This window comes from Sulfuriferula sp., assembly GCF_054605375.1.
Genome location: NZ_JBTSEG010000007.1, coordinates 25,548 through 38,337 on the forward strand (window position 1 = coordinate 25,548; position 12,790 = coordinate 38,337).

Below are 12,790 nucleotides of genomic sequence, written 5' to 3' on the forward strand. Positions count from 1 at the left end.
ATTCGATCCACAGGAATAAACCATGCAACAATTTGATCTCCTTGTAATCGGCTCCGGCCCGGGCGGCTACCGCGCCGCCGTCCTCTCCACCTTGCGCGGTCTGTCTGTCGCCATCATCGAAAAAGCGGAGTGGGGCGGCTGCTGCCTGAACCGCGGCTGCGTGCCCAAGAAAGACTGGCATCACACTGCACAACTGGTGGCGGCGAGCAAAGGTTTTGCCAAACGCGGCATCAGCGGGACGCTGAGCGCAGAACTCGACGGCGCCTGGCAACACCAGAAAAAAGTCGTGGAAACCGTGCGCGACAGCTACACCGACTACATGAAGCGCCTCGGCATCAGCGCCTTCAATGGCGCAGCACGCTTCGTCGATGCCCACACCGTCGCCGTCGGCGAAACCAGCCTTAACGCCCAACACATCATCATCGCCACCGGTTCCAGCCCGCTGGTTCCCGACGCTTATCCGCTCACCCCGGGCCGCGTGCTGACCACCGATGACCTGTTCGACCATGCGCCGCCCGCGGGCAGGCGCGTGGCGCTGGTCGGCAGCGGCGTGATCGGTACCGAATTCGCGTTCATCCTCAGCCAGCTCGGCCGTGACATATTGTGGATCGCCAACAGCAAACCGCTGGCCGGCAGCGCCTACTCGCAGCCGGCACTGAAAATCCTGTACGAAGCATTGGCCCGGCACGATATCAAGGTGCGTACCGGCTGCCGCGCGCAGTGCGTGGAAATATTGCCGGACGGCGTCAAGCTCACCCTCGGCGACGGCAGCGTGGAAACCGTGGACTGGGTATTGCTCGGCACCGGGCGCCGTCCGCATACCGACAATCTGGCTGCCGATGCAGCCGGCGTGACGCTCGACGCCAAGGGTTTCGTCAAAGTGAATGCCCATCTGCAAACCAGCGTGCCGCACATCTACGCCATCGGCGACGTCGCCAATCCGCGCATGACCGCCAACCAGGCGCTGGCCGATGCCGCTGTGGCCATCGCCAATATCCTCAGCCCCGGTTCGCGCCAGCGGGATGCCGGCGCCGTGCCGGAACTGGTTTACTCGGCCGTCGAACTGGGCCGCATCGGCATGAACGAGGACGACGCCGAAGACGCCGAACTGGAGCCCGCCGTCGGCTTTGCCGCGTTCGAAACCAACCCGCGTGCGCTCGGCCAGGACGACACCGACGGCTTCGTGCGCCTGATTGCCGACATGGACAGCGGCGCATTGCTCGGCGCGGAAGTGGTGGGGGCCGAAGCCGGCGAAATGCTCCACGTCATCGCCCAGCAGTTCGGCCACGACGACGCGCTGGCGCGCTTCGCAGGCATGTTCTACAACCACCCGGCCAGAACCGAGGAAATCCAGAATGCCACCGAGACACTGGCGGCAAAATGGGGGCTGGCGCAGCAGGTATTTGGGGAATAACCCGAATGAAATCTTCCATCCGCATCGACCATGCCTGCGCTGCCGACGCGCCCGTCGTCGCTGAAATGGTGGGCGAGTTGCTGAATGAAATCATGCGTGCCACGGGCAACCAGGCTTTCCATTTCAACCTGGAAGAAACCACGGCTCGACTCAGGACATTTCTCGAACAGGAGAAATACCATGTGCTGGTCGCACGCGACGCAACGGCTGGCACGGAAGTCGGATTTCTTACCTTGTGCGAAAGCTTTGCGCTATATGCCGAAGGCGCCTACGGAACCATTCCTGAACTGTACGTGCGCCCACTGCAGCGTTCCCGGCAAGTCGGACTACAGCTGATCCAGGCTGCCAGGGCATTCGGCCGCACCAGGCAATGGAAACGCCTGGAAGTGACCACGCCGCAACTGCCGCAATTTGACCGCACGCTGGCATTCTACGAACGCGAAGGATTCAGCGTCGCCGGCGGACGAAAACTGAAAATGGCTTTATGACCTCAACTCCCCATACCGGTGTGGCTCTCTATCTGCGCCTGCTGCGCCACGTCCGTCCGTACTGGAAAATGTTCGCCGGGGCGCTGCTGGCAATGGCGGTAACGGCGGCCGCCGAGCCGGCCATCCCGGCGCTGTTCAAGCCGCTGCTGGACGGCAGCTTCGTCAAAAAAGATCCGGACATGATCCGGCTGATTCCGCTGGTGATGATTGCGCTGTTTGTGGTGCGCGGGCTGGCCGACTTTGCTGCGACGTATGGCATGAACTGGGTCGGCAGCCGCCTGGTGATGGACTTGCGCACGGCGATGTTTCGCAAGCTGGTGGCGATGCCGACGCGCTTTTACGACGACAGCTCCACCGGCACGCTGATCGCGCATATCGTGTTCAATGTCACCCAGGTCACCCAATCGGCCACCAGCGCGGTGACCTTGCTGGTGCGCGATACCCTCATTATCGTCGGGTTGTTGGCCTGGTTATTGTGGCTGAACTGGAAACTCACGCTTATTATTATCGCTATCGCCCCGATCGCTATTTTCATTATTCGCACGGTGAGTGGCCGCCTGCGCAGTATCAATCGTCAGGCCCAGCAAAATCTGGGCGAAATTACCCACGTGGTGGAAGAGTCGGTCGGCGCGCACAAGGTCGTCAAAATATTTGGCGGCCAAGAGTACGAATTAAAGCGTTTTGGCACGGCGGTGAACAATGCCCGGCGCTATTTCATGAAAGGCATTTCCGCTGCAGCTGCCAATGGCCCGGTGGTACAGCTGGTTGCCGCGCTGGGCGTGGCGCTGGTGGTGTACATCGCCACCCAGCAGGCGCAGCGCGGCGAACTCACCGTGGGCGGCTTCGTCTCCTACATGATTGCGATGCTGATGATTTTCGGGCCGGTCAAACGCCTCACCGGGGTGAACGAGCAACTGCAGCGCGGCCTGGCCGCGGCGGAAGTGGTATTCGAGCTGATCGACCGCGACACCGAAACCGACACCGGCACCCAGGTGATTGGCCGCGCCCGGGGCGCACTGGAATTCCGCCACATTACCCTGGCCTACCCGGACAAACCCATTCCGGCACTCAACGATATCAGCCTCGCCATCCGTCCCGGCGAAACGGTCGCGCTGGTCGGCGCCTCGGGCAGCGGCAAGACCAGCCTGGTCAACCTGATCCCGCGCTTTTACACAGCGGATGCCGGACAGATTCTGCTCGATGGCCGCGTCATTACCGACATCACGCTGGCCAGCCTGCGCGCCAATATCGCGCTGGTGTCGCAGGACGTGGTGCTGTTCAACGACAGCATTGCGGCCAATATCGCCTATGGCGCGCAAGCCGGTGCAAGCGAGGCCGACATCATCCGCGCCGCCGAAGCCGCGCACGCCATGGAGTTCATCCGCGAACAGCCGCACGGCCTGCAAACCATGGTCGGCGAGAACGGCGTCAAACTCTCCGGCGGCCAGCGCCAGCGTATCGCCATCGCGCGCGCACTGCTGAAAGATGCGCCGGTGCTGATCCTCGACGAGGCCACTTCGGCGCTCGATACCCAGTCCGAACGCCACGTCCAAGCCGCGCTGGAAACCCTGATGCAGGGCCGCACCACACTGGTCATCGCGCACCGCCTGTCCACCATCGAAAACGCCGACCGTATCGCCGTGATGCAGCAGGGCCGCATCATCGAAATCGGCAGCCACCGTGAGCTGCTGGACAAAAACGGCGCCTATGCCCACCTGCACCGCCTGCAATTTCACGAGACCAAATCATGAAGCGGCAAAGCGTGCTCAATATGACCGGCACTCCCACCCAATCCGTCAAACCGCCGCGTTCCCTGCTCTCGGCAGCCGGTAAGGCCATCGGCGATTTCGCCATGATCCGCGACGGTGACCGCATCCTGCTGGGCATTTCCGGCGGCAAGGATTCGCTGTCGCTGCTGCATGTGCTGCTCGATCTGCAACGCCGCGCGCCGGTGAAATTCGAACTCGCCGCCTGTACTGTGGATCCGCAATCACCCGACTATGACCCCAGCGTGCTGAAACCCTATCTGGCGGGGCTGGGCGTGCCGTATTTTTTCGAGAGCCAGCCGGTACTGGAAGAAGCCAAGCGCAACATGGACGGCGATTCCTTCTGCGCCTACTGTTCAAGAATGCGGCGTGGAATACTGTATCGCGTCGCGCGTGAAAACCATTACAACGTACTCGCGCTGGCGCAGCATCTGGACGATCTGGCCGAAACCTTTTTCATGTCCGCCTTCTTCGGCGGCAAGCTGCGCACCATGCAGGCGCACTACACCAACGATGCCGGCGATGTGCGCGTGATCCGGCCATTCGTGTATGTGCGTGAACGCCAGACCGCCGCCTTCGCCAAACAGGCTGCACTGCCCGTGGTGCCTGAAAATTGTCCGGCCTGCTTCGCCATGCCGATGCAGCGTCAAAGCATGAAGCTGCTGCTGGCGGAACAGGAAAAGGCGCATCCCAAACTGTTTTCCAGCTTGTTGACAGCGATGCGCCCGCTCATGCAATCATCATCCAGCTGATTCCAGCACCGGAAGTGGGTATAGGGCACCTGCCAACCACTCTCATTCAATCCTGATCCTGCGGAAATGCGTCGGCAATTCACGTTTCAGCAATGCATCAATCGCGCCTGCATTGGGTTGGTAAATAAACGGCCGGCGCGGATAAATACGGTCGTTCACCCAATGACTGGACCAGCCTTGAGTCGTGGTAATGCATTGTCGCGCAAAATCCTGCAGCTGAAATGTGCGCTCGACTTCCAGACATCCCGACAGGAATATGTCCACATACGACTGAACAATGGGATAAATACGCGAAGGCCACGCCGTATTTTGTGGTTTATTGACGTAAATCCAGCGTTCTCCAGCCGGTATCGGCGATGGCTCCAATGCCACAATTTGCGTTGTGCCGATCCGGACCCGGCAATAGCCATTCTCGCGCCTGTCCATGGCAGCAACGGCAGCCTCATCCGGCAGGGAAAAGAGGACGGCATTCATGCGTGAATGTCCATCCTCCGATACGCCCAGATAGGTGGTGCTGAAACCCGTTGCCGAACCGCGTGCAATCCAGGCGCGCCTGAACCCCTGCACACGCACCGGCACTGCCTCCCCCGCATCCGGCACGGTACGCTGTCGCGAGGCTTGCTCCATCAAGCTGCCGTAACCCACGATGTACTGGTTTGCGCCTGACTCAGGGGCAGGATGACACATATCTACCCGGGTATCGGCGGGTACCAGATCCTTGATGGAAGTTGCATCCGCCCACACTAAATGGCTGGCCAGCGCAATCAGGAAACATATCGAAAAGCGTAGTGTTTTTTGCATTCTGTCCTCCACGGAACAGGTGTCAAGTCATCTAACCGGAGTGCCTGCCTGTCCGGCAAGCTAGCGTGCACGCCGTTGCGGTGTCAAGCGCGCCAAATAACAACCCCATGTTTAACATGGTATTTTCAACGCTTCAGTTAGGATAAAATGCAAGGTTAGGCTACCGCTCACATTTTTACACACACCCGATAATAAACAGGTCAATTATGCAAAAACCCGATATCCCTTCATTTATTCCACCACACCGCACCCTGATGGGGCCGGGGCCTTCTGATGTACCGCAGCGCATTCTCGACGCCATGGCACGTCCCACCATTGGTCACCTTGACCCGGCATTTGTGGACATGATGGAGCAAATGAAGACGTTGCTGCGTTACGCATTCCAGACCAGCAACGCGCTCACCATGCCGGTTTCCGCACCCGGATCAGCGGGCATGGAGATGTGCTTCGTCAACCTGGTGGAACCGGGTGACAAAGTCATCGTATGCAAAAACGGCGTATTCGGCGGACGCATGCTGGAAAACGTGAAGCGCACCGGCGGCGTGCCGGTGGTGGTGGAGGATGCCTGGGGCGCGCCGGTGGATACCGCCAAGGTGGAAGAAGCCTTTGCCGCCAACCCGGACGCCAAAGTGCTCGCTTTTGTGCATGCCGAGACCTCGACCGGCGCGCGTTCCGACGCCCAGGCGCTGGCCGCCATTGCGCACAAATACGGCGCGCTGGTCATTGTCGATGCGGTCACCTCGCTGGGGGGCATCCCGGTGATGGTGGATGAATGGGAGCTCGACGCGGTGTACTCCGGCAGCCAGAAATGCCTGTCCTGCACCCCCGGCCTGTCTCCTGTGACATTCAGCGAACGCGCCATCGCCAAACTCAAGGCGCGCAAAACGCCGGTGCAAAGCTGGTTTCTCGATCTCAATCTGGTGCTGGGTTACTGGGGCAGCGAGGGCAAGCGTACTTATCACCATACCGCGCCGATCAACCCGCTCTATGGCCTGCACGAAGCCCTGGTCATGCTGGCCGAGGAGGGTATCGAAAACAGCTGGGCGCGTCATGCCCACAATCACGAAATGCTGCGCGACGGCTTTGAGGCCATGGGGCTGAAATTCGTGGTGGATAAGGACTATCGTTTGCCGCAATTGAATACCGTATATATCCCTGAAGGCGTGAACGACGCGCCGACGCGTACCCGCCTGCTGAACGAGTTCAATCTGGAAATCGGCGCGGGTCTGGGCGACCTGGCAGGCAAGGTGTGGCGCTTCGGCCTGATGGGGCATGCCAGCCGTGCGGAAAATATTGATTACTGCCTGTCGTCGCTGAAACAAGTATTATAGGCGTCATCTGCGCACTAAATTACGGGGCATCTGGCCCCGTTTTTTATTGCTGCACTCTTCAAACAGGCTGGTATACCGTACGCATGATCATTCTTAAAAACCTCAGTTTGCGCCGCAGCTCCAAAGTGCTGCTGGATAACGCATCCGTCACTCTGAATCCGGGCGAAAAAGTCGGCCTGGTCGGGCGCAACGGTGCAGGCAAATCCACACTGTTCGCGCTGCTCAACGGCACGCTGCATGAAGATAAAGGCGATTTTTCCATGCCCACGCAATGGCGCATGGCGCAGGTGGCGCAGGATATGCCCGAAACCGGCGACAGCGCGACCGACTTTGTCATCGAGGGCGACACGGTGCTGACCGCAGCACAAGCCGAAGTCGATGCAGCCGAGGCCAGCGAAGACGGCGAGCGCATGGCGCATGCCTACATGGAGCTATACGATGCCGGTGCCCACGATGCGCAGGCCAGGGCGCAAGCGCTCATCCTCGGGCTGGGCTTTAAAACCAGCGAACTGGATAACCCGGTCAACAGCTTTTCGGGCGGCTGGCGCATGCGCCTGCAGCTGGCCCGTGCGTTGATGTGCCCATCCGATTTGCTGCTGCTGGACGAGCCCACCAACCACCTTGATCTGGATGCGCTGGTATGGCTGGAGGCCTGGCTCAAGCGCTATACCGGCACCATGGTGGTAATCAGCCACGACCGCGAATTCCTGGATTCGGTGACGCAAGTGACGCTGCATATCGATAATGCGCGGCTCACCCGCTACGGCGGCAACTACAGCACGTTTGAGGACATGCTGGCAGAGCAGATGTCACTGCAACAGGCTGCGTTTTCGAAACAGCAGGACAAAATCGCGCACCTGCAAAAGTTCATTGACCGCTTCAAAGCCAAGGCCAGCAAGGCCAAGCAGGCGCAGAGCCGGGTCAAGGCGCTGGATCGCATGGAACGTATTGCACCGTTACTGGCGAGTGCCGACTTTACCTTCGAGTTCAAGGAACCGGCCAACCTGCCCAACCCGATGCTGTCCATGCAAAATGTCAGCTGCGGCTATCCCCCACCGGAAGATGCACCCGCTGGTACGCCGCCCACGGTCATTGTGGAAAACGTCAGCCGCTCGGTATTCGCCGGTCAGCGCATCGGTATTTTGGGCGCCAACGGGCAGGGCAAGTCGACGCTGGTGAAAACCGTGGCGCGCGCTTTGACAGCCACCGGCGGCGAGCTGACCGAGGGGCGCGGACTGAATATCGGCTACTTTGCGCAGCAGGAACTGGACGTGTTGCGCCCGGCGGATACGCCGCTGGAACACATGATACGGCTGGTAAAAGAAACCTCGACCAATGGCCGCGTCAACGCGCGCGAGCAGGATCTGCGCAGCTTTCTGGGCACCTTCAATTTCAGTGGCGATATGGTCAAGCAAGCCGTGGGCACCATGAGTGGCGGCGAAAAAGCGCGACTGGTGCTGTGCATGATCGTGTGGCAGCGCCCCAACCTGCTGCTGCTGGACGAGCCGACCAACCACCTTGACCTTGCCACCCGCGAGGCCCTCGCCATGGCGCTCAACGAATTTGAAGGCACCGTCATGCTGGTCAGCCACGACCGCGCGCTATTGCGTGCCGTGTGCGATGAATTCTGGCTGGTCACGCGCGGTGGCGTGGAGCCGTTTGATGGCGATCTCGATGACTACCAGCGCTATCTGCTGGATGAAGGAAAACGCCTGCGCGACAGCCTGAAAGAAGCGGTCACCGCAGCCAAAAAGCGCTCAGCTAACGGATAAATCGAACACACCTTCCGCTTCAAAACAGTGATTACCCCAGACCGACCCCTACCAGTCTACCGATGAAGTAGGTCGCCGCGCCCGCTGCGCCGCCGATAACCAGCATGCGCAAGCCGCCCAGCATGGCGTGGCGGCCGGTGAACAGGCTCAGCGTGGCGCCCACTGCAAACAGCGACGCAGCAGTCAGCACCACCGTCGCCAGTAGCGCCGGGTTGCCGCTGGTGACGAGAAAGGGTGCCAGCGGAATGGCCGCACCTGCGCAAAACGAAATGAACGAGGAAATGGCCGCGCCCCATGGCGAACCCAGTTCATCCGGGTTGAGTCCCAATTCCTCGCGCGCCAGCGTATCCAGTGCCCGGGTCGGATCGGCAATCAAAGTATCGGCAAGCTTTTTCGCCTCGGCTTCGGGGATGCCCTTGGCGGCATAAATCAGCGCCAGTTCGGCGGCTTCTTCCTGCGGATATTGATCCAGTTCTTCGCGCTCCAGACCGATCTGATATTCAAACATCTCGCGTTGCGAGCGCATTGAAATGTATTCGCCCGCCGCCATCGAAAATGCGCCGGCCAGCAAACCGGCCACACCGGTCAGCAAAATGATCTGGCTATTGGCCGCTGCCCCAGCCACACCCAGAATCAGACTGGCATTGGACACCAGACCGTCATTAATGCCGAATACGGCTGCGCGCAGGTTGCCGTTGCCGCCGTGTCCCTGATGGCGTGTGCCGACCTCGGCCAGCGAGGTCGGCATGCCGTGGGTGGCAGTGGGCTTGAAATACAGCGACATACCACGTACCTTCATCGCGGCCAGAACATGGCGCATGGCGCGCGTTCCCAATCTGGGCAACAGCCAGGCGACAAATCGTGTACGTATATCAGGATGAAAAGCGGTGGGTGGGTTACCGCCTTCTTTGCGGATTTCCGTGGCCCACAGATTGGCTTGACCTTCTGCGGCGTCAGCCAGCTCATTGAACAGAGTTTGGCGCGGTGTGCCGGATTCGGCCACAGCGACGGCACGGTATAGATACACCGAGCGTTTTTCTTCCAGCCAGCCTTCGAGTGCGTGTGATGTCATCGGTTGTATTGCCTGTTTGGTTTGTGAAAATCAGTGGCAGATCATGCCTGGCTTAGAGGCAATCCAGCCCTGTGATGAAAAGTTTTTGATTGTTGTGTATCCCTATCGGGCATTACCCGATGTGTCAGCCGGTCATCAGTCGCCGATACTGAATGGTTTCTGCAATATGTTGAGTTGCGATTCGCTCGCTGCCCGCGAGGTCAGCCACACTGCGCGCCACTTTGAGGATGCGATGGTAGGCGCGAGCCGACAAATGAAAACGCGCGATAGCCTGTTTGAGCAAGGCCTCACCAGCTGCATCCGGTGCACAGTGGACATCAATTTCCTTGCTGCCCAGTTCGGCATTGGGCTTGCCCTGACGCGCAATCTGCCGGGCGCGGGCAGCTGCTACTCTGGCCTGTATTGTGGCGCTGGCTTCACCTTCGGACTGGCGCAACAAATCCTCGTGCGAGAGTGCAGGCACCTCGATCTGTATATCGATGCGATCCAGCAGCGGACCGGAGATCCGCCCGCGATAGCGCGCAATCTGGTCCGGTGTGCATCGGCATTTGCCTGCCGGATGACCGAGATAGCCGCATGGGCATGGGTTCATTGCCGCGATCAACTGAAAGCGCGCCGGGAAATCCGCTTGCCGGGCGGCGCGTGAAATGGTGATGCGCCCGGATTCCAGCGGTTCGCGCAAGACTTCCAGCACGCTGCGCGGGAATTCCGGCAGCTCGTCGAGAAACAGCACGCCGTGGTGCGCCAGGGAAATCTCGCCCGGGCGCGGGATTCCGCCGCCGCCTACCAACGCCACTGCCGAGGCGGTGTGGTGCGGGCTGCGGTAGGGGCGGCGCTTCCAGTGCTCAATGCGAAAACCCCCGTTCAAGGAAAGCAATGCAGCCGATTCGATCGCCTCCTGTTCACTCATGCCAGGCAGAATGCCGGGAAAGCGGGCCGCCAGCATGGATTTTCCGGTGCCCGGCGGCCCAGCCATCAGCACCGAGTGACCTCCAGCCGCAGCCACTTCCAATGCACGCTTCACGCCTAACTGACCTTTAACCTCGCTGAAATCCGGATACTGTGCAGATGCAAGCGGGAATCCGGCTGGTGGGGCTGCTTGTAATGGCAGTTGCGTCTGCCCGGCAAGATGGGCGCATACCGCCAGCAATGAATCTGCGGGATGGACGACAGCATTTTCCACTAGCGCTGCTTCCTGTGCGCTGGCAGTGGGGAGGATAAAAGCACGTCCGCTGGAAACCGCGCCCAGCGTCATCGCCAAGGCGCCACGAATCGGACGCAACTCGCCAGTCAGCGCCAGCTCTCCTGCGAATTCATAGTCCTTCAGCTTATTGGCGGGAATCTGCCCGGAGGCGGCGAGGATACCGAGCGCGATGGGTAGATCAAAACGCCCGGACTCCTTGGGCAAGTCTGCCGGGGCGAGATTGACAGTGATGCGCCGCGCCGGGAATTCGAAGCGTGCGTTCTGGATCGCGGCGCGCACCCGGTCGCGGGCTTCTTTGACCTCGGCCTCGGGCAAACCGACGATCGTAAAACTGGGCAGGCCGTTGGCGAGATGCGCTTCCACCACTACTTCGGGTGCGTCCATGCCGGACAGCGCCCGGCTGTGGAGAACGGCGATACCCATCAGGAAAGTCAGGGCTCCAGCTGTTGCGGGTGATCGGAGACTGGAGTCAGAGATTCCAGCTGTGCCAGGCGGGTTTCCAGTTCGGTGAGTTTTTCACGCGTGCGCAGCAACACTTCCTGCTGTACGTCGAATTCCTCGCGCGTCACCAGATCAAGCTTTTGCAGCGCACTCTGCATCAGCGCACGGATATTTTTCTCAATGTCCCTGGCCGGGCTATTGCTGATTGCCTGACTAATTTTCCCGCCGATTTCGTCGAGCAGTTTCTGGTTGGGCAGCATCCTATGTTCTCCTGACAGTAACTCCCAGCAGTGTACCAAATAAGCGGCCATTGAATGTTTAAAGTCTGGCGAACATAAATCACATAAATCAATCCGCCAGATGGCCTAATCCACTACGCCCTTACGCAGTGCACAGAGAAAATTATATGCACTTTAATTGTGCATACAAAAATAAGCTGCGCAGAACAGCCAGACTAAGTCATTGTTATAAAAATATAAAAAATATGGCATGGAGCATGCTTTATGAATTGTCGCAATTTTGCAATGTTGCGATTTTGAAGCCTTTTAAGGAGAAAAGACTCATGCACAAATTCACTCAAACCGCTCTGGCCGTCACCTTGGCCTGCGCTGCGATTCCTGCGCTGGCCGCCGATGCTGCCCCTGCGCCAACACCTGCTTATACTTTAACTGCTAACGTCGGCCTGACCAGCCAATATGTCTATCGTGGAATTACACAAACCGCAGAGAAACCAGCTATCCAGGGCGGTGCGGATTTTACGCATTCGAGCGGCTTATATCTGGGTACCTGGGGTTCCAACATCAGCTGGTTTTCGGATGCGGCTCCTAGCAATTCGGTCAGCATGGAATGGGACATTTATGGTGGTTACCGGCAGTCCATCGGTGACTTTGGCTATGATGTAGGCGTGTTGCAGTATTACTATCCAGGCCGCTATACCTCTGGAACAACCAAGCCGGATACCACGGAAGTTTACGGTGCCGTGTCCTACAAATGGTTGACCGGTAAAGTTTCATATGTCGTGTCCAATGCCTTGTTTGGCGTCGCTAAAGCGGATGGTTCCTACTATCTGGATCTGTCCGCCAATGTGCCTGTTGCAGATACCTGGACCCTGAATGCGCACGTCGGCCGTCAAAAATATGACGGCACAGGAAACGACATCTACTCCTACACCGACTGGAAGCTTGGCGTGACTAAAGACCTCGGCACTGGCTGGAGCGCGACTGCCTATTACACCGATACCAACGCCAGCGACACCGGTTACATAATTACCACCGGAACAAATGTAAATAATGGAAAAAATCTGGGTGAAGGCCATTTCGTAGCTGCTATATCAAAGACTTTCTAATTGAGCATCCAACCCGTTTCGGCGCGGCAGCACCCGGCTGCCGCGTCCTTACCAAGGAGATAACATGAAATTCGTTACGGCAATCATCAAGCCGTTCAAGCTCGACGAGGTACGTGAAGCGCTGTCCACCATTGGCGTGCAGGGCATAACGGTAACCGAGGTAAAGGGTTTTGGACGGCAAAAGGGGCATACCGAGTTATATCGCGGTGCGGAATACGTGGTGGATTTCCTGCCTAAAGTCAAAATCGAAGCGGCGATTGCGGACGACCTGCTGGATCAGGTGATCGAGGCAATCGAGAAATCCGCACACACCGGCAAAATCGGTGACGGCAAAATTTTCGTATTCAACCTGGAGCAAGTCGTGCGTATCCGCACCGGCGAATCCGGGCCTGAAGCACTTTAAG

12 protein-coding genes are annotated in these 12,790 nt (G+C 59.0%); 8 read left to right on the top strand and 4 right to left on the bottom strand.

Features of this window, described 5'->3' with window-relative positions:
- Positions 1-22: 22 nt before the first annotated feature.
- From ACYCZJ_RS05975 to ACYCZJ_RS05990, 4 genes are read left to right on the top strand one after another with little or no spacing between them, the layout of a single operon-like run.
- On the top strand, positions 23-1,414 hold the full coding sequence (locus ACYCZJ_RS05975; RefSeq protein WP_461553309.1) for a dihydrolipoyl dehydrogenase family protein: 1,392 nt from the start codon (positions 23-25) through the stop codon (positions 1,412-1,414).
- A 5-nt stretch (positions 1,415-1,419) separates the two neighbouring features.
- Complete coding sequence (locus ACYCZJ_RS05980) at positions 1,420-1,902, top strand: GNAT family N-acetyltransferase (protein ID WP_461553310.1); 483 nt, start codon at positions 1,420-1,422, stop codon at positions 1,900-1,902.
- Positions 1,899-3,653, top strand: coding sequence for a lipid A export permease/ATP-binding protein MsbA (gene msbA, locus ACYCZJ_RS05985; RefSeq protein ID WP_461553311.1), 1,755 nt, complete (start codon positions 1,899-1,901; stop codon positions 3,651-3,653). The genes ACYCZJ_RS05980 and msbA overlap by 4 nt, the downstream gene beginning before the upstream one ends.
- On the top strand, positions 3,650-4,420 hold the full coding sequence (locus tag ACYCZJ_RS05990) for an ATP-binding protein (RefSeq protein ID WP_461553312.1): 771 nt from the start codon (positions 3,650-3,652) through the stop codon (positions 4,418-4,420). Before msbA ends, ACYCZJ_RS05990 begins: the two co-directional genes overlap by 4 nt.
- 42 nt (positions 4,421-4,462) lie before the next feature.
- Here ACYCZJ_RS05990 and ACYCZJ_RS05995 read toward each other — a convergent pair whose 3' ends face one another.
- A complete protein-coding gene (locus tag ACYCZJ_RS05995; RefSeq protein ID WP_461553313.1) occupies positions 4,463-5,221 on the bottom strand; it encodes a gamma-glutamylcyclotransferase family protein in 759 nt (252 codons plus the stop codon).
- A gap of 206 nt (positions 5,222-5,427) precedes the next feature.
- Between ACYCZJ_RS05995 and ACYCZJ_RS06000 the strand changes: the two genes are divergently transcribed.
- Together ACYCZJ_RS06000 and ACYCZJ_RS06005 are read left to right on the top strand one after the other, a co-directional pair.
- Positions 5,428-6,552, top strand: a complete 1,125-nt coding sequence (locus ACYCZJ_RS06000) for a pyridoxal-phosphate-dependent aminotransferase family protein (RefSeq protein ID WP_461553314.1) — start codon at positions 5,428-5,430, stop codon at positions 6,550-6,552.
- An 83-nt stretch (positions 6,553-6,635) separates the two neighbouring features.
- Positions 6,636-8,324 (top strand): ABC-F family ATP-binding cassette domain-containing protein, encoded by a 1,689-nt coding sequence (locus ACYCZJ_RS06005; RefSeq protein ID WP_461553315.1) that lies wholly within the window; start codon positions 6,636-6,638, stop codon positions 8,322-8,324.
- Positions 8,325-8,355: 31 nt separating this feature from the next.
- On the opposite strand, the gene ACYCZJ_RS06010 is transcribed toward ACYCZJ_RS06005, so the two are convergent.
- The 3 genes from ACYCZJ_RS06010 to ACYCZJ_RS06020 all read right to left on the bottom strand — a co-directional run bounded on the left by ACYCZJ_RS06010 (position 8,356) and on the right by ACYCZJ_RS06020 (position 11,301).
- Positions 8,356-9,396, bottom strand: coding sequence for a VIT1/CCC1 transporter family protein (locus ACYCZJ_RS06010; RefSeq protein ID WP_461553316.1), 1,041 nt, complete (start codon positions 9,394-9,396; stop codon positions 8,356-8,358).
- Between the two features lie 124 nt (positions 9,397-9,520).
- Positions 9,521-11,023: a YifB family Mg chelatase-like AAA ATPase gene (locus ACYCZJ_RS06015; protein ID WP_461553317.1), complete on the bottom strand. Its 1,503-nt coding sequence runs from the start codon at positions 11,021-11,023 to the stop codon at positions 9,521-9,523.
- A gap of 8 nt (positions 11,024-11,031) precedes the next feature.
- Entirely contained in the window at positions 11,032-11,301 is a 270-nt protein-coding gene (locus tag ACYCZJ_RS06020) for an accessory factor UbiK family protein (protein ID WP_461553318.1), read from the bottom strand.
- A 236-nt stretch (positions 11,302-11,537) separates the two neighbouring features.
- On the opposite strand from ACYCZJ_RS06020, the gene ACYCZJ_RS06025 reads away from it, so the two are divergent.
- A complete protein-coding gene (locus tag ACYCZJ_RS06025) occupies positions 11,538-12,386 on the top strand; it encodes a TorF family putative porin (RefSeq protein WP_461553319.1) in 849 nt (282 codons plus the stop codon).
- A 64-nt stretch (positions 12,387-12,450) separates the two neighbouring features.
- Complete coding sequence (glnK, locus tag ACYCZJ_RS06030; protein ID WP_124703621.1) at positions 12,451-12,789, top strand: P-II family nitrogen regulator; 339 nt, start codon at positions 12,451-12,453, stop codon at positions 12,787-12,789.
- The last annotated feature ends 1 nt before the right edge of the window (position 12,790 follow it).